Origin of the sequence: Zhongshania marina, from assembly GCF_002915595.1 — a bacterium.
Classification (GTDB): Bacteria; Pseudomonadota; Gammaproteobacteria; order Pseudomonadales; family Spongiibacteraceae; genus Spongiibacter; species Spongiibacter marinus_B.
The window spans coordinates 41,709-65,748 of sequence record NZ_PQGG01000042.1 but is presented as its reverse complement, the minus strand read 5'-3'; the positions used below and the strand labels follow the sequence as shown (position 1 = coordinate 65,748).

Annotated in this window: 19 protein-coding genes and 3 tRNA genes; 2 read left to right on the top strand and 20 right to left on the bottom strand. The window is 49.3% G+C overall.

Annotation, left to right across the window (positions count from 1 at the left end):
• Positions 1–97: 97 nt before the first annotated feature.
• The 13 genes from C0068_RS18100 to uvrB all read right to left on the bottom strand — a co-directional run bounded on the left by C0068_RS18100 (position 98) and on the right by uvrB (position 10,929).
• A tRNA-Pro gene (locus C0068_RS18100) sits at positions 98–174 on the bottom strand.
• 43 nt (positions 175–217) lie between these two features.
• Complete coding sequence (locus tag C0068_RS18095; RefSeq protein WP_103685880.1) at positions 218–574, bottom strand: MerR family transcriptional regulator; 357 nt, start codon at positions 572–574, stop codon at positions 218–220.
• Complete coding sequence (gene ihfA / locus C0068_RS18090) at positions 555–857, bottom strand: integration host factor subunit alpha (RefSeq protein ID WP_103685879.1); 303 nt, start codon at positions 855–857, stop codon at positions 555–557. The genes C0068_RS18095 and ihfA overlap by 20 nt, the downstream gene beginning before the upstream one ends.
• 4 nt (positions 858–861) lie before the next feature.
• Positions 862–3,225, bottom strand: a complete 2,364-nt coding sequence (gene pheT / locus C0068_RS18085; RefSeq protein WP_103685878.1) for a phenylalanine--tRNA ligase subunit beta — start codon at positions 3,223–3,225, stop codon at positions 862–864.
• 62 nt (positions 3,226–3,287) lie between these two features.
• Positions 3,288–4,304, bottom strand: coding sequence for a phenylalanine--tRNA ligase subunit alpha (pheS, locus tag C0068_RS18080; RefSeq protein WP_103685877.1), 1,017 nt, complete (start codon positions 4,302–4,304; stop codon positions 3,288–3,290).
• Positions 4,305–4,465: 161 nt separating this feature from the next.
• Positions 4,466–4,822 carry a 50S ribosomal protein L20 gene (gene rplT / locus C0068_RS18075; protein WP_103685876.1) on the bottom strand — a complete coding sequence of 119 codons (357 nt, stop codon included), beginning with the start codon at positions 4,820–4,822 and terminating at the stop codon, positions 4,466–4,468.
• Positions 4,823–4,853: 31 nt separating this feature from the next.
• Positions 4,854–5,048: a 50S ribosomal protein L35 gene (gene rpmI / locus C0068_RS18070; protein ID WP_008247190.1), complete on the bottom strand. Its 195-nt coding sequence runs from the start codon at positions 5,046–5,048 to the stop codon at positions 4,854–4,856.
• A 56-nt stretch (positions 5,049–5,104) separates the two neighbouring features.
• Positions 5,105–5,641: a translation initiation factor IF-3 gene (gene infC / locus C0068_RS18065; RefSeq protein WP_103685875.1), complete on the bottom strand. Its 537-nt coding sequence runs from the start codon at positions 5,639–5,641 to the stop codon at positions 5,105–5,107.
• A 2-nt stretch (positions 5,642–5,643) separates the two neighbouring features.
• Positions 5,644–7,569, bottom strand: coding sequence for a threonine--tRNA ligase (gene thrS / locus C0068_RS18060; RefSeq protein WP_103685874.1), 1,926 nt, complete (start codon positions 7,567–7,569; stop codon positions 5,644–5,646).
• A 137-nt stretch (positions 7,570–7,706) separates the two neighbouring features.
• Positions 7,707–7,985, bottom strand: a complete 279-nt coding sequence (locus tag C0068_RS18055; protein ID WP_103685873.1) for a DUF1488 family protein — start codon at positions 7,983–7,985, stop codon at positions 7,707–7,709.
• A 27-nt stretch (positions 7,986–8,012) separates the two neighbouring features.
• Positions 8,013–8,357 (bottom strand): thermonuclease family protein, encoded by a 345-nt coding sequence (locus C0068_RS18050; protein WP_199176224.1) that lies wholly within the window; start codon positions 8,355–8,357, stop codon positions 8,013–8,015.
• 364 nt (positions 8,358–8,721) lie between these two features.
• A tRNA-Val gene (locus C0068_RS18045) sits at positions 8,722–8,798 on the bottom strand.
• A 106-nt stretch (positions 8,799–8,904) separates the two neighbouring features.
• Positions 8,905–10,929: an excinuclease ABC subunit UvrB gene (uvrB, locus tag C0068_RS18040; protein ID WP_103685940.1), complete on the bottom strand. Its 2,025-nt coding sequence runs from the start codon at positions 10,927–10,929 to the stop codon at positions 8,905–8,907.
• A 190-nt stretch (positions 10,930–11,119) separates the two neighbouring features.
• On the opposite strand from uvrB, the gene C0068_RS18035 reads away from it, so the two are divergent.
• Positions 11,120–11,195: transfer RNA gene (locus C0068_RS18035), tRNA-Asn, on the top strand.
• A gap of 189 nt (positions 11,196–11,384) precedes the next feature.
• Here the strand turns inward: C0068_RS18035 and C0068_RS18030 are convergent.
• Positions 11,385–13,478, bottom strand: coding sequence for a sensor histidine kinase (locus C0068_RS18030; protein ID WP_103685871.1), 2,094 nt, complete (start codon positions 13,476–13,478; stop codon positions 11,385–11,387).
• A gap of 114 nt (positions 13,479–13,592) precedes the next feature.
• On the opposite strand from C0068_RS18030, the gene C0068_RS18025 reads away from it, so the two are divergent.
• Entirely contained in the window at positions 13,593–14,240 is a 648-nt protein-coding gene (locus C0068_RS18025; protein WP_103685870.1) for a response regulator transcription factor, read from the top strand.
• A 17-nt stretch (positions 14,241–14,257) separates the two neighbouring features.
• Here the strand turns inward: C0068_RS18025 and C0068_RS18020 are convergent, their stop codons facing one another.
• The 6 genes from C0068_RS18020 to C0068_RS17995 form a co-directional block, all read right to left on the bottom strand.
• Entirely contained in the window at positions 14,258–14,692 is a 435-nt protein-coding gene (locus tag C0068_RS18020; protein ID WP_103685869.1) for an SRPBCC domain-containing protein, read from the bottom strand.
• Between the two features lie 180 nt (positions 14,693–14,872).
• A complete protein-coding gene (locus C0068_RS18015; RefSeq protein ID WP_103685868.1) occupies positions 14,873–16,519 on the bottom strand; it encodes a dihydrolipoyllysine-residue acetyltransferase in 1,647 nt (548 codons plus the stop codon).
• Positions 16,520–16,540: 21 nt separating this feature from the next.
• Positions 16,541–19,186 carry a pyruvate dehydrogenase (acetyl-transferring), homodimeric type gene (gene aceE / locus C0068_RS18010; RefSeq protein WP_103685939.1) on the bottom strand — a complete coding sequence of 882 codons (2,646 nt, stop codon included), beginning with the start codon at positions 19,184–19,186 and terminating at the stop codon, positions 16,541–16,543.
• A gap of 385 nt (positions 19,187–19,571) precedes the next feature.
• Positions 19,572–22,406 (bottom strand): insulinase family protein, encoded by a 2,835-nt coding sequence (locus C0068_RS18005; protein WP_103685867.1) that lies wholly within the window; start codon positions 22,404–22,406, stop codon positions 19,572–19,574.
• A gap of 36 nt (positions 22,407–22,442) precedes the next feature.
• Positions 22,443–23,528 (bottom strand): AI-2E family transporter, encoded by a 1,086-nt coding sequence (locus C0068_RS18000; RefSeq protein WP_103685866.1) that lies wholly within the window; start codon positions 23,526–23,528, stop codon positions 22,443–22,445.
• Between the two features lie 42 nt (positions 23,529–23,570).
• Positions 23,571–23,801: a sulfurtransferase TusA family protein gene (locus tag C0068_RS17995; RefSeq protein ID WP_103685865.1), complete on the bottom strand. Its 231-nt coding sequence runs from the start codon at positions 23,799–23,801 to the stop codon at positions 23,571–23,573.
• Positions 23,802–24,040: the final 239 nt, after the last annotated feature.

Genomic DNA, 24,040 nt, shown 5'->3' with positions numbered 1-24,040 from the left:
GGCGCGAAGTAAGACATGGACAGGATGTGGAAATGTGGTAAATCTGTGGTGAGAAAATAGGGGCATCATCTAAGTGATTGAAACCCCTATATTTTTTTGGTCGGAACGGCAGGATTCGAACCTGCGACCCCCACACCCCCAGTGTGGTGCGCTACCAGGCTGCGCTACGCCCCGATTGAAGGGGCAGCATCATACCCCAAGAATTTGTTTGAGTGAACTATCTTTTCAGGAGTTTCGCGACTTCTTCAAGCTCACTCAGCATTTGCCGAATAACTTGGCGAGTTTGCGACGATTCGTCTTTGGCGGTATCGCCCGACATACGCTGCCGCGCGCCACCGATGGTGTAGCCCTGTTCATAGAGCAAGCTACGAATCTGCCTGATCATCAGCACATCCTGATGCTGATAGTAACGGCGGTTACCACGACGCTTAACGGGGGTTAGCTGAGGAAACTCCTGCTCCCAGTAACGGAGAACATGGGGTTTTACGCAGCATAAATCGCTCACTTCGCCAATAGTGAAGTAACGCTTTCCCGGTATGGGGGGCAATTCATCGTTATGACTTGGTTCCAGCATAGTCCTCTACCCTGGATTTAAGTTTTTGTCCGGGCCGGAACGTAACAACACGACGAGCAGAAATGGGAATCTCCTCGCCGGTTTTGGGGTTACGTCCGGGACGTTGACTCTTATCCCTAAGATCAAAATTCCCGAAGCCAGATATTTTTACCTGCTCGTTGTTTTCCAAGCAGTGGCGAATTTGTTCAAAAAACAATTCGACCAGCTCCTTGGCCTCACGCTTATTAAAGCCCAGCTCTTCGTATAATCGTTCAGCCATTTCTGCTTTGGTGAGGGACGTCATCACACTAGTTCCTTAAACTTGCGCCAAATGCCTCCTTCAAGGTTTGTACAACCGCGTCAACCGATTGACTCACCTCTTCTTCGTTAAGGGTGCGCGATGAATGACGGAAGGTCAAGCCTAACGCCAAACTTTTTCGTTCAGGATCAATGCCTTTACCCTGATAAATATCAAATAGCTTCAAGTCGTTCAGGTATTCACCAGCGGATTTCCTGACTACCTGCAAGACCTCATCTGCCGCCAATTGTCGGTCAACGATAAGCGCCAAGTCTCGACGCACCTCAGGATAGCGAGACAATTCCGCGAAAACCGGCACTTTGCGCTCAAGTAGAGGCTGTTGATCAAGCTCAAACAGGTATACCGGATTCACAAAATCCCACTTCGCCTGTAGGCTTGGATGGAGTGCACCAATACGCCCAATGCGCTTACCATCACAGTAGATATCGGCAGTTTGTCCAGGATGTAGCGCAGCATATTTAGCGGCCGTAAAGGAAATTGTGCCCGCAGATACCGAAAGCAGGCTCTCTAAATCAGCCTTGAGATCATAAAAATCGACCAAATAGCCGCTCTCGCTCCAACTTTCGGGCTCGCGACGCCCCGTTAGCAGTGCCGCCAAGGTGGGCACCTGCTTCAACCCAGTATCGGATTTTACAAACCTGAGCCCAGATTCAAACAAACGTATCCGAGCTTGCTGACGCTTTGCATTGTGCATCGCGGTTTTAATCAGACCAGGGAGCAAGCTTGTCCGCATAATCGACATATCAGCCGAAATTGGATTAAGTAGCTCGACACCCTCTTCACCCTCGGCCATGGCCTGATGCATCGCAGGATCAATAAAGCTGTAAGTGATGGCTTCTTGGTAGCCTCTCGCCACCAATTGTTGACGAAGCTGCGGCATTCCGCGACGGCTTTCTGGTGCGGCCTGAATCGTCAGAGAATCGTGAATTGGTGTCACCGGCAGACGGTTATAGCCGTAGACCCGCGCTAGCTCTTCTAGCAAATCCACTTCGATGCTGATGTCGAAGCGCCAACTAGGCGCGATTACGCTCCAACCCTCGTCTACCGCGCTTACCGCCATACCCAAGCCGCGCAAAATGGATTCGACTTCGTCGCTGGCTATCGCCATTCCAAGCAGCTTCTTAATGCGTTTTTCACGAAGCATTATCGGCTCACGGGCCGGCATTTGAGCCTCAACACAGCTCACCGGCCCAGCCTCACCGCCGCATATTTCGATAATGAGCGCCGTTGCACGCTCAATAGCGCGCTGGGGCAGTTCATAGTCTACCCCGCGCTCAAAGCGATGCGAGGAATCTGTATGCAAACCATAAGACCGCGCGCGACCAGCAATTTTATCTGGGGCAAAAAACGCAGCTTCTAAAAACAAGTGCTGACTAGCGTCAGTCACAGAAGACAATTCACCACCCGTAATTCCCGCCAAAGCGAGGGGCTGCTTCTCGTCGGCAATAAGCAGGGAGTCTTCACGAAGCTCAATAGTCTGTCCATCGAGTAACGCCAATGATTCTCCCGAGACTGCCTGACGCACAACAATACCACCTTGGATTTTATCCAAATCAAAGGCGTGCATGGGCTGCCCCAATTCCAGCAGAATAAAATTGGTCACATCGACAACAGCATCAATACTCCGCAAACCGCAACGACGCAGCTTTTCCTGCAGCCACAGAGGGCTTGGCTTAGAGACATCGACATTGCGGATAATCCGCCCCACGTAACGCGGGCAGTCATCTGCTGCCATCACCCTAATTGGCAATTCTTCGCCTATCGCTGGGGAGTAAGGCGCTATCGCAGCGTCTTCAAAAGCTAGACCACTCAACACCGCAGCTTCGCGGGCAATACCGCGAACACTTAAACAATCTGCGCGATTGGGTGTTAAACCCAACTCAATCACCGTGTCATCTAATTTCAAATAGCGGCGAATATCCTCGCCCAAGGGCGCATCGGCGGGTAATTCCATCAGGCCGTCAGATTTTTCCGCCAAGCCCAACTCCTGCTCAGCGCACAACATGCCGAAGGACTCCACACCCCGCAGCTTGGCCTTTTTGATTTTAAAATCACCAGGTAAAACCGCCCCCAATGTCGCCAAGGGGATTTTTATGCCGGGGCGCGCATTTGCCGCGCCACACACAATCTGCACCTCTTCGGCACCGTTATTGACTCGGCAAACCTGCAACTTCTCGGCGTCTGGGTGGGGTTCCGTGGCAACAATCTCTGCCACAACCACGCCGCTAAACACGCCGGCAACAGGATCAATCGCATCCACTTCCAAACCGGCCATCGTTAACCGCGCGGCTAATTGCTCGGTATCCACTGCTGGGCTTACCCACTCTCGCAACCACTGCTCACTGAATTTCATATTCTTTCCGTCTAAACACGTTTGGGCGACACGCTAAGGCCAACTACGCAGCCAAAGCCCGCTTACTTAAATTGAGCGAGAAAACGCAAATCGTTCTCAAAAAACAGGCGCAGATCATTCACGCCATAACGCAGCATCGCAAGCCGCTCCACACCAAGACCGAAGGCAAAGCCCGTAAACCGCTCAGTGTCGATATTAGAGGCCGCAAACACACTCGGATGAACCATGCCGCAGCCCAGAATTTCGATCCAGCCAGTATGGCTACACACTCGACAACCTTCACCACCACACATCACACACTGTATATCCACCTCAGCGGAGGGCTCTGTGAAAGGAAAATAAGATGGTCTAAAACGAACACTTAGCTCTTTCTCAAAAAAACTACGCAAAAAGGATTCGAGCATGCCTTTTAAATCGGCAAAGCTGGCGTCTTCACTGATCAACAAACCCTCAACCTGATGAAACATCGGGGTGTGGGTTAAATCTGAGTCGCAGCGATAAACCCGCCCAGGGCAAATCAACTTCATTGGCGGCTCGCTAGTCTCCATCACCCTCACCTGCACCGGCGAGGTATGGGTGCGAAGTACCGTAGACTCATCAACGTAAAACGTATCGTGCATAGCCCGCGCAGGGTGGTGAGCAGGAATATTAAGCGCTTCAAAATTGTGATAGTCGTCCTCAATCTCAGGCCCTTCAACAACGTCAAATCCAATGCCGCCGAAAAATGCGCTGATCCGCTCGATGGTTCGCGTTACTGGATGCAATCCACCGGCATGTTGACCTCGACCAGATAAAGTAACGTCGATTTTTTCAGCCTCAAGGCGGGCATCAACTGCGGCTTGATCAAGGCGCTGCTTAGATTCCGAGATTTGGTCTGACAGAGCCTCTTTCACGCGGTTAATTTCCGCGCCTGCCGCTGGCCGCTCTTCAGCAGACAAACTACCCAGCCCTTTTAATAGTGCCGTGATATGCCCTTTTTTACCTAGGTACTCTACTCGCACTTGATCCAACGCCTGCGCGTCTGTTGCGGCACTGATTTTTGCCGCAGCCTCAGCCGCTAAACCTTCAAGATTTTCCATTCCGCGCTCCCAATCTCTGCGCCGCTGCCACCCGATTAAGCCTTAAGGCCTCTAGTGATGACTTAAATTAGTGTCTTAAAAACAAAATAGGGAAAGGGCGCTAGCCCTTTCCCTATAGTAAAACTAAGCACAATGACCGCCACGCAACGGTCAAACGCTTTTTAAGCTAAGGCTGATTTCGCGCGTTCTACGATCACAGCAAAGGCTTCTTTGTCATGCACGGCTAGATCAGCCAGTACGCGACGGTCTAAAGCAATATCTGCCTTTTTCAAGCCAGCAATCAAACGGCTATAGCTCAAGCCATTAGCACGTGATCCTGCATTGATACGAGTGATCCACAAAGCGCGGAATACGCGTTTCTTAGCACGGCGGTCACGGTAAGCATATTGACCTGCTTTAATTACCGCTTGTTTCGCAACACGATAAATACGTGAACGAGCGCCGTAGTAACCTTTGGCTTGTTTCAGAATCTTTTTATGACGACGGTGTGCGGTCACACCACGTTTTACGCGGGGCATAGTATATTCCTCTTAATCTCGATGACGTTTATCAGATGGCGCGCAACATGCGGTCTACTAGAACTTTGTCCGACTTATGGACAGCACTAGTACCACGTAATTGACGCTTACGTTTGGTGGTCATCTTGGTCAAGATGTGGCTTTTATGAGCGCTTTTACGCTTATAACCGCTACCGGTTTTTTTGAAGCGTTTTGCCGCCCCGCTGTGTACTTTTTGTTTTGGCATCGTTAGATACTCCGCATTCTCAATGTAAATTAAATCAAGTAGGCCCTAGGAGCTCGCTACTTTTTCTTTTTCGGAGCAATGACCATAGTCAATTGACGGCCTTCCATTTTCGGAAATTGTTCTACAGAACCGTATTCAGCGAGGTCTTCTTCAACCCGCTTCAACAGCTGCATACCCAATTCCTGGTGGGCCATCTCACGGCCGCGGTAACGCAGAGTTACCTTAGCCTTGTCTCCGTGTTCAAGGAAACGTGTCAGGTTGCGTAGTTTTACCTGATAGTCCCCATCTTCCGTACCTGGGCGGAACTTAATTTCCTTAACCTGGGTTCGAACCTGGTTTTTTCGGGCCGCAGCTTGCTGCTTCTTGGCCTCGAAAACATGTTTTCCGTAGTCCATCACCTTACAGACTATCGGGTCTGAATCAGTGATCTGAACTAAGTCCAATGTCGCTTCTTGCGCAGCTTTCAGCGCTTCCGCAAGCGGGACAACGCCAACTTGGTTGCCCTCGGCGTCAATCAAGCGTACTTCACTGGCTTCAATTTCTTCGTTTATCGGCGCACGTTTGCTGCGCCCTTTTGCGTTATCGCGTTTAATTGCTAGTTCTCCGAATTTGCGCGGCTACGTTTAGCTACGCTATCTGCGAGGAGTTTACTGAGATCATTAATTGATACCGATCCCAAATCTTCGCCACTGCGTGCACGTACCGAAACAGTCTGCGTTTCGACCTCGTTGTCACCTACGACAAACAAGAACGGAACCTTCTGAATTGTGTGCTCGCGGATTTTAAAGCCGATCTTCTCATTTCTCAAGTCCGCATCGACTCTAAAGCCACTATCTCGCAATAAATCTTGCACTTTAGTGACGTATTCACCTTGTTTGTCCGTAATATTACAAATTACAGCCTGAACCGGAGCCAGCCACACAGGAAATGCGCCTTCGTAATGCTCGATCAAAATACCGATAAAGCGCTCAAAAGAACCCAAAATTGCGCGGTGCAACATGACCGGGGTTTGACGCTGACCAGACTCATCGACGTATTGCGCCCCAAGGCGGCCAGGCATAGAGAAATCGACCTGAATCGTACCCAACTGCCATACGCGGCCAATACAATCCTTTAGCGAAAATTCAATCTTAGGCCCGTAGAACGCGCCCTCTCCCGGCAACATTTCCCAAGGCAGGCCTTTGCTATCAAGGGCGAGGGCCAAAGCCTGCTCAGCGCGATCCCAATCTTCGTCACTACCGACCCGCTTTTCAGGGCGAGTAGACAAACGATAAATGACCTCGCTAAAACCAAAGTCTTCGTATACTTCATGCAAGAAATCTATAAACGAAGCCACCTCTGGCTGAATTTGCTTTTCGCTACAGAAAATATGGGCATCATCTTGGGTAAAGCCGCGCACCCGCATAATGCCGTGTAGCGAGCCCGAGGGCTCATTGCGATGACAAGAACCAAACTCCGCCAAGCGCAGCGGCAAATCGCGATAACTGCGCAAGCCCTGATTAAATACCTGTACATGGCAGGGGCAGTTCATGGGCTTGACGGCAAAGTCACGCTCGTCGGCACTAAGGGTAAACATGCCATCACTGAATTTGTCCGCGTGACCCGATTTTTCCCACAGCGAAATATCCACGACCTGCGGCGTACGGATCTCTTGATAATCGTGTTTGCGCTGCTTACTGCGCATATATTGTTCAATCGCCTGATAAACACTCCAGCCTTTAGGGTGCCAAAACACCATACCTGGCGCCTCTTCCTGCATATGGAAGAGGTCGAGCTTTTTACCAACCTTGCGATGATCGCGTTTTTCAGCCTCAGCAATGCGATTCAAATACGCCTTCAGTGCTTTCTTATTGCCCCAGGCGGTGCCGTATATACGCTGCAACATGGCATTGGCTTGGTCGCCACGCCAGTAAGCACCCGCCACTTTAGTCAACTTAAAGGCATTCAACTTGCCGGTGCTAGGAACATGAGGGCCACGGCACAAATCCATCCAATCGCCCTGCTTGTAGACAGAAATATCTTCGTCGCCAGGCAGGTCTTTAATAATTTCGACTTTGTATTCTTCGCCCAATTCACTAAATGCTTTTACCGCATCTTCTCGGCTCATTACGACACGGGATACAGGCAAGTCTTCCGACGACAACTCGGTCATGCGGGCTTCAATTTTTTCTAGATCTTCTGGCGTGAAGGCGCGCTCATAAGCAAAGTCGTAATAGAAACCGTCGTCAATTACTGGGCCAATGGTAACTTGCGCGCCAGGAAATAGATCCTGCACCGCCATCGCCAATAAGTGCGCAGTAGAATGGCGAATAACCTCAACGCCCTCTTCATCGCGCTCGGTGATAATACCAAGCTCAACATCGTCATTAATAATATGGCTAGTATCAACCAACTTGCCGTTCACACGGCCCGCCAAGGCGGCTTTCGCCAAACCGGGGCCAATATCCATAGCAACGTCGGCAACAGAAACAGGATGATCAAAGACACGCTGGCTCGCGTCGGGAAGGGTAATTACCGGCATGGTATTTTCCTTTCAGTGGTGACCCCTACGAAAGGCCACGTGAGTTAAATAGTGTATTGAAAATTATAGAAATTTAAGCCGCCCATTATGAAGTTTACAGCGCCGAGCTGCAAGTAATGGCAAGCCACAAAAACTAACTAAAGCTGGTATTCGATGCAAATTAAATAGGTAATGACTATTGGCCCGTCGTCATGGGGCAATTTTTCCTCAACGACCCGCCGCGTTGCTAAACGCTCAAAGCGCGACCGGTTCTCCTCAAAATTCAAGAAAGCCTGCTCCTTGGTATCCGCTGTTTGGAAAAAATCGATTAACGCCGACCGAGATACAGCAAAAATATAACGCTTACCAGCAGCTTTAGCGGCGAACTTCACGCCGCTAAATTTATCATCCCACGACGCCGCATCTTCAAATTCCATTGCCTGTTCCCACCAAAATCATCAATATCAACACCAATCCACTTTTGTTCCGCCGCCATAGGGCACAGCAAAACCACCAAGGATTAATTGCTCTCCTAGGCTTACCCCATCAACCCATACCTCGGCCAGTAGACGGAAATATTTATCGCGCTCAATACCCTTGAGCTCTATTAGCTTCCCCTCTCTAAGCCGTGCCACCGAAAACTGCTTGGCCGCCCGTGCCGCCTCCTTTTCTCGCTGACACTTACCGCGCAACTCCGGTGTATCTATGCCCTTTATACGCACCGGCATACTGTCACCAACCACCGCGGGCCAACCATCGATGTTCACCCGAAAAGTATCGCCATCATAAATCGTGCGTACAGCAGCCACTGTTGCGCTACCAAATTCGGCAGCACTGAGAGCAGTCGTTAAGAAAAATGCGCACAGAAAACGAGTAAGCTCGTTTTTAAAAGCCCTACAAACACGAGTAAATTTAATTTAGGCAACCCCAACTTCAGAAACAAACAAAGCAAGTCGGGAGCTCCTTTTCCGATACAGGCTGGATAATTAATAATTCGGTGCGAGTATAACGTCATTAGAGAAAAAACGCCGCGCTGATTTGCGAAACGAAAAATCAAAGCGCAAAACAAGTTTTTTCACTAAGGACAAACGATACGACAAGAATGAAAAGCCAAACACTGAGAGATTTGAGCAAGCCCAATTAGGCTAACGTCAATTTGAACTCAAAGGGAATTGGTACGACCGAGTGGATTCGAACCACCGACCCCCACCATGTCAAGGTGATGCTCTAACCAACTGAGCTACGGTCGTACAAAGCGTGCTGGCAATCGTCGAGTCGCTTGCCTTACAAGGAGGCGCATTATAATCACGCCACCACAGCAGCACAAGGTTTTACGCCAGATTAATAAATTGCAAATTAGCTCGTGAAGAAACGCTGTTTGATCTCAGATAATTTATCCCTCACATTCGCAGCCGCCTCAAATTCCAGATTCTTCGCGTGCCGCTGCATATCTTGCTCGAGGGTTTTCAGCAGTTTCGCCAGCTCGGCATTCGACATTGTTTCCGCATCCAGCAAATAATCTCCCGAGGGCTCAGCGACTTTTCGCTGCTCACCGCGCTGCTTTTTCTTTGAGCCAGGTATCGCGCCTGCGTCAAGAATATCGGCTACTGATTTTAAAACACCGATAGGCGTAATATTATTTTTCAAATTATGGGCGATTTGCTTGCTTCTGCGCCGCTCGGTTTCATCAATAGCACGCTGCATTGAGCCGGTAATTCGATCGCCATATAGAATCGCTTTGCCGTTTAGGTTTCGCGCTGCGCGACCAATAGTCTGTATTAATGAACGCTCTGAACGTAGAAACCCCTCTTTATCCGCATCCAAAATAGCAACCAAAGAAACTTCCGGCATATCCAAGCCTTCACGCAGCAGGTTAATCCCCACCAATACATCAAACTTACCTAGGCGAAGGTCGCGGATTATCTCCACTCGCTCAACAGTGTCAATATCTGAATGGAGGTATCGCACCTTTACACCATGCTCATCTAGGTATTCAGACAAATCTTCGGCCATACGCTTTGTTAGTGTCGTTACAAGCACCCGATCACCCACGGCCGTGCGCAAAACAATTTCCGAAAGCAAATCGTCCACCTGCGTACTTGCTGGCCGCACTTCAATTTCAGGATCGATTAGGCCAGTGGGCCTTACCACTTGCTCAACGACACGGGATGAGGTTTCCGCTTCGTAATTACCGGGCGTCGCCGACACCAAGATAATTTGCGGCACCAAGCGCTCCCACTCATCAAATTTCATCGGCCGATTATCAAGCGCCGACGGCAGACGAAAGCCATATTGCACTAGGGTTTCTTTCCGCGAGCGGTCCCCTTTATACATAGCGCCAATTTGCGGAATGGTGACATGGGACTCATCGATGACAACCAAAGCATCTTCCGGTAAGTAATCAAACAGCGTTGGAGGCGCCTCTCCCGGCTCTCGACCCGACAAATAGCGTGAGTAATTTTCAATGCCGTTGCAGTAGCCAAGCTCGCGAATCATCTCAATATCGTAGCGAGTACGCTGCTCTAATCGCTGCGCCTCGACAAGCAGCTCATTGCTGCGCAGCTGCTCCAAGCGCTCGACCAACTCCTCCTCAATAAAATCGACGGCCTTTAATAAGGTTTCTCGCGGCGTTACGTAATGGCTTTTAGGGTAAATCGTTATACGCGGATACTTGCCATAGGACTCTCCTGTGAGCGGATCAAAGCCCGTAATAGAATCAATCTCATCGTCAAATAGCTCAACACGGATCGCATTTTTATCACTCTCCGCCGGAAAGATATCAATTACGTCGCCGCGAACTCGGTACGTCCCGCGCTGGAAGGCAATATCATTGCGGGTGTATTGCAACTCCGCCAAGCGGCGCAAGAGCTTGCGCTGATCAATACGCTCGCCACGCACTAAATGAAGAATCATTTTGAAATACTGCTCAGGATCACCCAAACCGTATATCGCAGATACCGACGCCACAATAATAGCGTCAGAGCGCTCCATCAGCGCCTTAGTCGCCGATAAGCGCATTTGTTCTATGTGATCGTTTATAGATGCGTCTTTTTCAATAAACGTATCAGAGGCAGGGACATAGGCTTCAGGCTGATAGTAGTCGTAATAGGAAACAAAATACTCCACGGCATTATTCGGAAAAAATTCCTTAAACTCTCCATAAAGCTGCGCCGCCAAGGTTTTATTCGGCGCCATCACAATTGTCGGCCGCTGCAGCGCCTCTACGACGTTAGCGATAGTAAATGTTTTACCAGAGCCCGTTACCCCCAATAAGGTCTGAGCATGCAAGCCCGCATTTACGCCCTCTATTAGACCGGCAATTGCTGCGGGCTGATCTCCCGCAGGAGCAAACTTCGACACCACCTGAAAAGGTTTACTCATAAAATTGCCCGCCACAAAAATCCCCATATTAACGCGGCCAGCAGCTCGCAGCAAAACAACCCCAGCTATTTTAAATACGCTAAACCTTGGAAATTGCTCATAAAATCACCAAAACAAGAAATTCTTTCATCAGGGGTTGACGACCCCAAGAAACATCCTTAATATGCGCGGCCTCAGCTGTTAAAGCTGTTCCGCCTTAGCTCAGTTGGTAGAGCAAATGACTGTTAATCATTGGGTCGCTGGTTCGAGCCCAGCAGGCGGAGCCAAACCTAAAGCCCTGATTTATCAGGGCTTTTTTATCTCTTAGACTTCAGTTTGATAGTTGGTCAGCACCTAACTTTTAACTGACGAGCACAGTAGATCCCTACAATGCCGGAGTGTCTAAGGGGAAAGCCTTATGGCCACCTGTTGATTTGAATCTATTTTAGAGCGCGGTGAATAATATAGGCCCTTTTTTATGCAATAATTTCTGACATATCCACCAACACGTCAATCACCCAACAGCCATCGTCAATCTTGATATTAAGCTGCCCCTGCAAATCTGCCACGCGCTGTCGCATTATTGACATACCGCGACCAGCGGAACCGCCCTCTGTCACCGAACCATCATTCTTTATTGAAATACTCAAACGGCCGCCCTTTAAGTCAACGGCAATAGCTACATAGGTCGGCGACGCATGGCGCAGCGCATTAGACACCGCTTCCCGCACAATGCGCTGTAATTGATGCTGCGATTCTGGCGTGAGCAGACTTAGCAGATATTCGCCACGCTGCTGCCACCTAAGCTCAACATCAGCGCTTTGACAGCGCTCTTCAAACTCTAACTTCCATGCGGATAGCATTTGAGAAAGACTGCGGGGCGGGATATCTAAAGCCTCTAGCAAAGCGCGCAAATCCTTGATTGCTTCACGAACCAGTGGGCGCTCGCTGTCGGCACTTCTATGCAGCAAGGTGAGCAACCTCGCGCCTAAATCGTCATGAATATCACGACGAATACGATCTCGCTCGGCGAAGCGGCCCTCTTCCCGCGCCTCAACTGCAGATATCGCCACCTTAAACTGCGCCTGCAACAATTCAATAATGGCGATATCGCCACGATTAAATAAACGCCGCCCCTTCTCAGGCATCGCCATTTCTATGGAGTGATTTTCGTTAAAAACACCACTGACAGCTAAAACCTGCCCACCGTCTCGAATCTCACTATGCCCGAGCATTTTGTCTAGCGGAGAAATACTGAGAGGCGAAAATATATCTTCTAATAGCCGTATCCAAAGCAAACGCAGCTCACCCACATCGCGAATATCGACAAACATCGGAATACTGCTGTGTAAAATCTTTTGCAAATCTCGGGTCGGCACACTTACAAAACGTGTCCAAAACCACTGCCTCAAAGGAAAATATATCCAACCTACTGCGGCTAAGGCCAAGGACAAGGCCGCGGTCTCGCCTAAGGCGGGAATAGACACCAAGGCCAAATCAACCAAAATGACGGCAATACCACCGAGCAGCCAGCTCCAAATTTCGAACCACCAACGGTCAATATCAAATAGCCGGTAGCGCAACAACCCCAACGCAATACCGGCATACATCAGCAAAAAAACCGCAAACAAAACCGACTGTGGCAGAAGCAAATCCATACCCAATGCAGCCGGAATAAGCTGAAAACCGGCAAAGAGACCCGTACCTAAAAATATCGCCAGCAAAAACCATAGTAGTGCAGCGCGCTCAAGCGGCTTATGGCGGGTGTAAAACCATTGGGTAGCGGCAAACACAATCGCCGCCATATATATCAGCAAGGTATAAATATAGGAGTCTGATGCGCCCGACCCAATCTGAAAGAAAACCGTTATTACACCCGCAATACCCGCAGCAAAGCTAAGATAAACAGCGGGAAAGCGCCCTAAACGCTGCGGGTAATACCAAAGCAGAGACGCTAAAGCAGAAGAAAACAAAATTGCGTTAGAGCTATTAATATTAGACAAATAACGAAACAATTGTCCGTCAATTAAAAAACTGCGCGTGCTATAAACAGAGGCGGTAACGATAGCAATCGTTAAACAAAGCCCCGTCAAGGCATATAAACCCGTTGCCTTGCTTGGTTGCGCGGCCCACACCACGCCACCAATTAAGCAAACCCCGGTCGCCACCAGTAACTGAAACCAAAAATCCCAGGGCAGATCTGCAATATGCCGGTCGCGAATCAACACCGTATTCGATTCACCTTCCGCACTCATAAATTGCAACACCCCTGATTTCGCCTCTTTACCTAAAATACTGTGTGCATACATCAGGCGGTTAAAATCCGTAAAGGTTTCGATGATATCTGGCTCAGGAATGAGCAATAATGACTCGGCTTCAATGTCGCCGGCACTGCTTATAAAATGGCTAATCGCGATGGCGTCTTGGCCTTGTTCTTGATAGATGAGACTGTCTTCATCGGCATAAAAATAACCGTTGGTCTCAGGTAAATTAATACTAAGGTAGAATGCGGAGCTTAATAACAGTACAAGTAGGCTTAAAACAAGACCAAGGCGAAGCTGTAAATTCATGATTTCTCTTTTTGCTTTTACCGCCTCACCCGCGAATAGGGGATGTGCGCAGTAGACATATTCAGGCACTATTATTGTTTATAATCCATATAGATAAAAGACGGCGAGGCAGGATTGACCCTCTATCAAAATATACTAATCGTTGAAGACCTAGCTGACGTAGCAGACTGGCTCTACCGTGTATGCGCTGACTGTTTTGAAGGGGCCGACATTCGCACCGCAAACTCTATTAGCAGCGCCAAATCATCAATTAGCGACTGGGTGCCGCAGTTAGCCTTATTGGATATTGGCCTACCAGATGGTTCTGGCATAGACATCATGGAGGATATTTTTGTTGTTAACCCAAGTTGCCAATGCGTCATTACCACCATCTTCGACGATTCAAATCACCTGTTTGACGCACTCAAGGCCGGAGCAACAGGCTATTTGCTCAAAGACGAAACCGAAGCTGTATTCACCACCCGTCTTAAAGGCATTCTCGAAGGCCAACCACCGCTGTCACCCAGTATTGCACGCCGAATGTTGAGTTTTTTTCAGCCGCAAAAGATTGCGCCCGAAACAGACATTACACCCCGCGAGAAAGAAGTACTCACCCTCATCGCCCACGGCTACAGCGTGCGCGGCACTGCAGAATCACTATCACTTAGCCACCATACCGTGGCGAGCTACGTGAAAGATATTTACCGTAAATTGCAAATAAATTCTCGAGCAGAAGCCACATTGAAGGCGATGGAACTGGGGCTAATTAGTCGGAATGAATAAGGGCTGCTATTCCTTAATTAGCAGCTTTCGCTCAAGACACGAGTCAGGCGATCAATATTCTGCTCATTTGCAGCGCCCACTAATTGCTTAACTGCTTGCGCGGTTTCGGCATCGTCAAAAACCTGCTCCCACGTCAAATGCGTTCCATTGCTAGTAGGCCTTAGCCGAATTGTAAGCCGGAAGTATGGCGGGCAATCATGACGAATCACAACTTTGGCTTCTGGCTCAAGCTCCTCAAAGCGGCTTTCATTAAGATAGCTTTTTCCGTCGGGGCCATGCATCACAAACTTCCAGCGCCCACCAACTGTAAATTCAAAAATTTCGAAAGTATTAGAAAAGCCCTCAGGTCCCCACCATGTCGATAGTAAATCGGCAGACGCAAAAGCCCCATATATTTCTTTAGGTGAGAATGGCAATATTCTAGAAGTAGCTAGTGTTCTTTCTTTAGTCATGATGGTGACTCAAAAGTGGAGATATTTTCTACTGCCTAAGGTTTCAATCAACTAAGCTCAAGAGCTAAGAATTAGAAATATTCGATGCTTTATTCTGTTCATTTTTAATTCTAGCGATAAGGGCTTTCTAAAAGAAAGCCCTTATCGCCTAAGTTTTACGAAGAGTGGTTGCTACAAGCCTTACAGCAACAAGCGCCGTATATCTACCAATATCTCCCCCATAAAAGTAAAGAACTGCCCAGCATCAACACCGTTTATCGCACGATGGTCATAAGACAAAGAAACCGGCAACATTTTACGGGGCAGGAATTCGCTGCCATTCCACTGGGGTTTAACAGCTAATTTAGACACCCCCATAATCGCCACTTCTGGCGCATTGATAATTGGGGTAAAGCCGGTGCCACCAATGTTGCCAAGACTAGAGATCGTAAAGCAGCCGCCCTGCATATCGGCGGATTTGAGTTTACGATCCTTCGCCTTCTGCGCTAACTCGGCGGATTCTGCAGCGAGTTCCCACAACGATTTTTTATCAACATCGCGAATAACCGGTACAACCAATCCTGCAGGGGTGTCTACAGCGATACCTATATTGACATACTTTTTAAAGACTATGTTTTCACCATCGCTACTCAACGAGGCATTAAACTTAGGATGGGTACGCAGCGCGAGTGCCGCCGCTTTGAGCAAGAAAGGCAATGGCGTAAGCTTAACACCACGCTGCTCGCCTTCTTTTTTCACGCTGGCGCGGAAGTCTTCTAAGTCACTAATATCTACTTCATCAAACTGCGTCACATGGGGAAGATTCACCCAACTGCGATGCATATTCGCCGCAGTTAGTTTATGCAGCTTCGTCATTGGCTGAACGTCAATTTCACCAAACTGGCTGAAGTCAACCTCTGGAATAGCGGGAATGCCAGAAGCCGGCGCCGCTGCTTTGCCCGTCGCTAGATCTTTTACAAATTGCTGCAGATCTTCTTTAAGAATTCGATTGCGCGGCCCAGTACCGGTTACCTGCTCCAGCTCGATACCAAACTCCCTTGCCAATTTGCGCACCGCCGGCCCCGCATACACATCGGCATGACTAACAACAGAGGGAACAAACGGTTCTGCTGGTTTACTCGCCGCAAGAGCAGATTTTTCTGGCACCGGAGCGGGCTTCTCTGGTGCTTTTTCTGGCACCTTATCTGGCGTTTCAAACTCGGCGTCAGACTCTTCTGCAGTGGCTTGATATTCAATTTCCGCAATGGCCGTACCCTGCTTGGCATTGTCGCCGGTCTTAATCGCCACCGACACAATTTTACCGCTATAGGGTGAAGGCACCTCCATTGAGGCTTTGTCAGACTCCAATACAATCAGCGAATCACCTTCGCCAACTTCGTCGCCCTCCGCGATACAAACCTCAATAACCTCTATGCCATCGCTAGCACCGATGTCTGGCACTTTGATCATTTCACGTTTCAAACCGCCGGCAGCAGGCTTTTCACTTTTCGCCGGCGCAGCTGTTGATGGTGCCGCCGCTTGCTCGGCTTCCTCCACAGGTTTCGCTTCCGTCTGAGATGGCTCTTCCGCAGCAGCTTCTGAGGACGCCTCGCCTTCTACTTCTATTTCAAGAATGACGTCGCCTTCACTTACCGTGCTGCCCTCTTTAAGGCTAATACTTAACACCTTGCCGGCTGTTGGCGAGGGGATTTCCATAGACGCTTTTTCGGACTCTAGTACCACCAACGAGTCTTCCTTAGCGACGACATCGCCCACCTTGACGCAGACCTCAATGACATCAACTTCACCGCCACCTAGGTCAGGAATTTTTACCGTTTCTTTTGCCACAAAAAAAATCCTTCTAAACTATTAGCGATAAAGTGGATTCAATTTATCCACATCTAAACCAAAAGCCTTAATTGCTTTTGTCACTTCGCTTGCAGCGAGCTGTCCATCGTCGGCCAAGGCTTTTAATGCCGCAACAACAATGTACTGGCGGTCTACTTCAAAGTGCTGACGCAGTTTGGCGCGGGTGTCTGATCGGCCATAACCGTCGGTACCCAGCACCACATAGCGGGCCTCAATATAAGGCCGCAACTGCTCGCCGTAGGACTTAATATAGTCTGTTGCACAAATGACCGGCCCCTGCTTGCCGCGCAACTGCTCAGTCACATACGGCACGCGCGCATCACTTTCCGGGTGCATCATATTCCAGCGCTCGCAATCCAAACCGTCCCGACGTAGCAGATTAATACTTGTCGCACTCCAAATATCAGCCTCGACTTTGTAGTCAGATTTTAGGATTGCCGCCGCTGCTTCAACTTCACGCAATATCGTGCCCGAGCCCATCAACTGCACTTTTAGTTTTGGCTTTTTAAGCGCCGATGGCGCAAGACAATACAGACCCTTTATGATGCCTTCTGCACAGCCCTCAGGCATATCGGGGTGGGCGTAGTTTTCGTTCATTACCGTAACGTAGTAATAAACATTTTCCTTGTCTTGGTACATACGCCGCATACCGTCTTGAATAATAACGGCTAGCTCGTGGGAATAGGTTGGGTCGTAAGAAATGCAGTTTGGAATCATATTTGCCATCAGGTGGCTATGGCCGTCTTGGTGCTGCAAGCCCTCACCGTTAAGGGTCGTACGACCGGCAGTCGCGCCAATCAAGAAGCCCCGCGCCTGCGAATCACCCGCCGCCCAAGCAAGATCCATAATCCGCTGAAAACCAAACATTGAATAGAAAATGTAAAACGGAATCATCGGGTAATGGTGGTTGCTATAGGAAGTCGCCGCCGCCAACCACGCAGAAAACGCACCGGCCTCGGTAATCCCCTCTTCTAGGATTTGCCCCTGCTTATCTTCTTTGTAGTACATGATTTGATCAGAGTCATGCGGCGTATAACGCTGCCCCTGCGAGGAATAAATACCTAGCTGACGGAACATGCCCTCCATACCAAAGGTACGCGCCTCATCCGGTACGATTGGTACGATGCGAGAACCCACTTCCTTGTCTTTTACCAAGCTAGACAGCATACGCACAAACGCCATCGTCGATGAAATTTCACGCTTACCGGTAGCTTTTAGCTGGGCGCTAAAGGTGTCTAAACTCGGTGTTGTGACCGCCTGAAAATCTGCCTGACGAGCGGGTAAAAAGCCGCCAAGTTTTTCACGACGTTTACGCATATAGACCATTTCTGGGCTATCTTCGGCTGGGCGGTAATACGGCACCGATTTCAAATCATCGTCGCTAATGGGGACGCCAAAACGATCTCGGAATTTTTTCAGTTCTTCTAAATCTAGCTTTTTAACCGAGTGCGCTTCATTTTGCGCTTCGCCACCATCACCTAGACCGTAGCCTTTTACGGTCATGGCCAGTATCACGGTCGGACGATCCTTGGTTTCCATCGCCTGCGCATAGGCTGCGTAAACTTTGTATGGGTCGTGACCGCCGCGATTGAGATACATAATATCTTCATCGGACAGGTCTTTTACCAACTCTAACAACTCGGGGTATTTACCAAAGAAATGTTTACGGGTGTAGGCACCACCATTGGCTTTGTAGTTTTGCAGCTCGCCATCAACCACTTCGTTCATACGGCGGCGCAATAAGCCGGTGGTGTCTTTTTCTAATAATTTATCCCAGTGTCGGCCCCAGATAACTTTAACAACATTCCAGCCGGCGCCACGGAAAACACCTTCCAGCTCCTGAATAATTTTGCCGTTGCCCCGCACCGGCCCATCAAGCCGCTGCAAATTACAATTAACAACAAAAATTAAATTATCTAGCCTTTCACGACCCGCCAAGGCGATAGATCCCAGTGATTCTGGCTCGTCACTCTCGCCGTCACCCATAAAGCACCACACTTTACGGTCGCCATGATCAACCAAACCACGGCTTTGCTGGTACTTCATTACGTGCGCTTGGTATATCGCCTGAATCGGCCCCAGCCCCATACTCACCGTAGGGAACTGCCAGTAATCGGGCATTAGCCAAGGGTGTGGGTACGAAGACAGGCCATTGCCGTCGACTTCGCGACGGAAGTTATCTAGCTGAGTTTCATCAATACGCCCCTCAAGATAGGAACGCGCATACATACCCGGTGAGCTGTGGCCTTGGTAGTAGATTAAATCGGCCTTTTCGCCGCCGCAGAAGAAATAGTTAAAGCCCACATCGTACAAGGTTGCAGAGGACGAAAAGCTCGAAATATGGCCGCCCAAGCCCTCATTATTGTCATTGGCGCGCATCACCATCGCCAAGGCATTCCAACGAATCATTGAGCGAATTTTACGCTCCATAAACAAATCACCCGGCATGCGGCGTTCGTTATTCGGTTCGATGGTATTGCGGAATGAGGTGGTAATTGCGGAGGGAAGCTCGGTGCCAGCACGTGTTGCGTGCTTGGCCAGTCTTTTCATCAAAAATGCAGTGCGTGCCCGACCACCATTTTTTAATACGCCATCAAGGGCTTCTAGCCACTCTTGGGTTTCTTGGGGATCTAAGTCTTCACGCAAATCATGGTCTTGATACATACACAGTCCTTTACCAATACAGTGGGCTGTCCAGACCAGCAAGCATTGAGCTTGGATGTGTTCCGCTTACAACTGACTCACCGGAGAGCGATCAGCTCCGGGTGCTTGGAATCAGCCTGTGAGTGACGGTTATCACCTGGCCTAGTTGGGCAAAACGCGAGCCTTTTGAGCCTACGAGCACCCGAATACAGGATTTTTTACCTACACCCAAGATCTGGTTTACAGATTTGGGCGACGGAAATTCTCACAGCTTTTTATGCATAAATCAACTAAATGAAACTATTTTTTATGTGAATAAACTATTACAACATCATCATAGAATGCATCAAAAACAATGGCTTACAACCTGCAAGCCATTGCCTTCAAATTACTCAAAGCGGTAAGCGGGTAAGGCGGCCTTAAACTTAGCAGGCTCGCCACTCGCCTTTCCGGCAGGAATCGACTTCGGCCATTTACCGGCGTTATACACCAGCAGAGCGCGCTGCTTGTTCGCCGCAAAATCGCGTTGGGTTGCCGCAAGCCAGTCGCTGTAACTCAAGCCCTCTAGGGCCTCTAGCAATAATTCGCGGCTATTAAACTTGGGATAATCGTCCAGCAAATCCTGCCAGTGACGGGCTGCGGCGTCCCATAAATTTTCAGGCTGCTCTGCAAGACGTAGCAACAAGCCAGCCTTATGTTTATTGAAACTTGCTTCGTCTACACCAGTGGTCAGCCACTGCTGAATGTATGCATTAATCTCACCCTGAACTGCGGCGGGATCAAGCACCGGCGACTGCACTAAAAAGATCATGCCGGCAACTTCACGCTGAGGGTAAACACTGGCGCTAACGACATAACCCAACTGCTTTTCCGTACGCAATTGATGATAGAAATCTGCACTCATCATCTGCGCTGTTAAGCCCATCGCCACCCGCGCCTGCATGCCCTTAACCGCACTTTGCACATACAAGAGCACCGCGCTGTCGTCATGCTCCGCAGCAATTTTTCGCACCGCCGTTCCTGCGGCCAATTGCGTCACAAACTGCGCCGGCGACCGTGTTTCTACTGCATTTGGTAGCGCTGTCGTCACCACCTCAGCCAACGCCTCGGCGTCGGCCTCGTCAAAATTGCCATCTACCAACATACGTAAATGCAGATTTTTCATTACTGAATTCACATGCTCGGCAACGGCGGCCATATCAGCAGCCTGAGTCGCGGCTTCGTGTTCTACTAAACCTGGCGTCTCGCGATTCAGCATTCGTGGTAATTCAGCAACCACCTGCTGATAAGGTGATTGGCGACGGGCATTTTCAAACTGACGAAGGCGCTGCGCCTTTAATCTTGAAAAGCGACTTTGCTGCCATTCTGGGGCTTTCAATACCGCCAGTAACTCAGCCAGCAGTTCGCCCTGCTTCTGATTGAAGCCGCCGACGCTGATTTGAATACCGCGCCACCCCACCGACACATCAAAATCCAAGCCCGCTAACTGTGCTGGATAAGCCAACTCATTTAGCTGATCTTTCACCATACGCAGCCATAAATCACTCTTTGCACGCTGCTCCGCGTCCGTCACCGCCTCCTCAGACTCGAGCAATAAATACACTCGCCCCTTTGGCAATTCAAATACATCGTCAGTATTCAGCCACAACTCAATTGGCGCACTGGCCAATAGCTTAGGCGCAGATTCTCCACCTGCTTTGAGGCTAAAATCAGAGGCGACAAAATTATTCTTTGCCGGCAAACCAAGACCTGCGGTATCGCTTTTGGTCAAAGCACTTAATTGCTCGGCGCTGACTTCACGCTGGCCGTAATTAACTTGATAGCGAGCAATCTCGGCATCGACACTCACATCCGGTGCCACCAAGCTGATGTAGCTATTTTCTGGCGTCATCACCGCCAAAAATTCTTTTAAAACGTCAGGCCGATAGTCACCCATCAAATACGGCCCACGCAGTAACTCTTGGGCAGGATATTTCTGCAGCGCCATAGATAGCTGAACCACTTCGTTTATCGGTGCATTTTGCGCCCTAAACATAAACTCTTGTTTGGCTAAGCCCGCCTGCTCTTCAAAACGCCATTCTTCAATGCCGCTGTCACGTAGCTGCGCAATGCCTTCGTAAATCAAACCAACAATCTCGTCGACATGCTTAAGGCCTGCATCAGTTAAAGAAACGTCAACACCAAACAGCGCACCGCCCTGATAATCAAAGCTCTGGCCCGCACTTAAATTTTCGGCCCAGCCTCGCGCTTTAAGCACCGACAGCAAGCTGCCATCGCCTTCATGCCCCAGAATATTACCGATATAGTTCAAGGGCTTGCTGCGCCAGTATTGCTCCGCATCGGGTACTGGGAAATTAACCGACAGCGAACGACGATTTTGCACCGGTTGAATATTTATCCAGCGCGGTAAGTCGCCGGCCTTAAATAAAGGTGCATCGATAGCCGCCAAATGACGATTGCGATTTTTTACAGCGCTGAATTTGGGCCGCACAAGAGCCTCTAAGTCCGCCAATGACTCACGACCAATTACCGTTAAGGTCATGATGTTGGCAGAGTAATTTTTGCGATAAAAACTCAGCAGCTGCTCCCGCAGTGCCGCCTCTTCGCTGCTGTGCAGCGTGTCGAGGTTACCCACCGAAAATTTGGCGAAGGGGTGTTCTTGATTTAGCTGCGACTTAAACACCGCCAACTCACGGCGCTGATCGTCACGTATACGGGCGCGATACTCGGAATTCACCGCGTTCACTTCACGCTGCACATACTCAGCATTAAATAATGGCCCCACAAAAAACTGGGCGAATTGATCCAGTGCCGGCTCTAAAGAATCGGCGCTAATATCAAAAAAGTAATTGGTGTGTTCAAAGCTGGTAAAGGCGTTGTGACTACCACCGTGGGCAGTGATATATGCCTGATAGGCACCGGCCTCTGGGTATTTTTCAGTGCCCAAAAATAACATGTGCTCTAAAAAATGCGCCAAACCTTGATAGTCTTTGGGGTCTTGGCGACTACCCACATTCACGTCTAAGGACGCGGCGGCTTTGTCGGCCCCCGCATCTGAAATCAGCATAACCCGCAGACCATTTTCAAGCTCGATATAGCGATATTCGCGCTGGTCACTGACGGGTTTTAAAACCCCTTCACTGGCATCACCTAGATTCAACCAACTGCAGGCTGCCAACTGAAAAATGAGGACAAACAAAGTCACTGATTTCAAATATTTCACAAACCTTCCTTCACCACGTTGAATGATTTTTCTCTGTTATTCGTCGGCCAGCATATCCGTCGTGTTCTCTCCCGCCACCTTGGGCCGCGGCCACGCATATAAAATTGCCTTCACAAGGGTGGCCAATGGGATGGCAAAAAACACCCCCCAAATCCCCCAGAAACCGCCGAAGACTAATACCGCAACAATAATCGCCACAGGGTGCATATTCACTGCTTCTGAAAACAATAGCGGCACCAAGACATTGCCATCGAGGCCTTGAATCACGCTGTAGACAATAAACAGGGTAAAAAACTCCCCTCCCCAGCCCCATTGAATAAAGCCCACGAGCAATACCGGCAAGGTAACCACCGCCGCGCCGATATAGGGAATAACCACCGACAGCCCGACCGCCAACGCCAGCAAGGCCGAGTAGTTCAAGCCAATCACCACAAAGGCGATATACGAGACAAAACCGACGATGACAATCTCTACCGCTTTACCGCGAACATAGTTGGCAACCTGAACATTCATTTCTGCCCAAACTGCGCTTAGCAGGGGACGCCGCCCAGGTAAAAAGCTCGCCAGCCAAGACAGGATGGTCTCTTTATCTTTCAAAAAGAAAAACACCAGTATCGGAATCAGAATGATATTTATAACTAAACCGACCACATTCGGGAGCTGGGCAATAGAGAATGACAGCAAGTACTGCCCAACTGAGCCGAGTTCTTTGCTGGCCAGGGCCATCCAGTCGCGAATTTGCTGTTCAGTGAACATTTCCGAGCGCTGTGGAAGTAGCAGCAAAAGTTGCTGAAGCTTACGCAGCATGGCAGGTAATTCTTGAAAAAGATTCGTCAACTGCTGCCAAACCAGCGGCAGTAGCACTACTAAAACACCAAAGAAAATACTGACAAAAACCAGATAAGTGATGGCAATCGTCAGCCAGCGAGACATGCCCATATTACTGAGGCGAGCAATAATGCCCTGCATCATAAACGCTAAAACAATACTGGCAACAATAGGCACCAATACATTACCCAACGTCACCATTAACAAAAAACACGCGCCAATCAACAGCAGCAGCACCACTGTTTCTTCTTCTGCGAACAGGCGGTCAAACCATGAACGAACAATACCCAGCATGACTGAGATTCCTATAAAGTTGGTGACGTGAGTCGGGCAGTGTTACTTCTTTTTAAAGAGATAGCGATAGGTGCCAACGTTATCTTCGCTCAATAGCAAAGTATTGCCGCTTTGCTTGGCAAATACCTCAAAATCCCGCACAGAACCGGCATCGGTCGCTAACACTTCTAGTACTTCGCCACTGGCCATACGATTTAAGGCCTGTTTTGCTTTTAATAGCGGCAGCGGGCAATCTAGGCCTGCGGCATCTAAAAAGACATTAATTTCAGTCATAGTTTCCGTATCAAAACGATAAAATAATGAGGCCTGCTAAAATATAAGCATCTATAAGGTCAATGCCTTAGCGCCGTTGGCCCCTAGTATAGCCTGCGACGTCGAGCGCCCCAAGGGATCGCGTCGCGGCCTAACGAGAACAATAATTTACACCTACTTAAACAAGCACTTTTAATGAATAAGAAGGTCATAGGCTAAGCGCTCTAGTATGATAAAAGACCGCACTATTTTCGCGATGC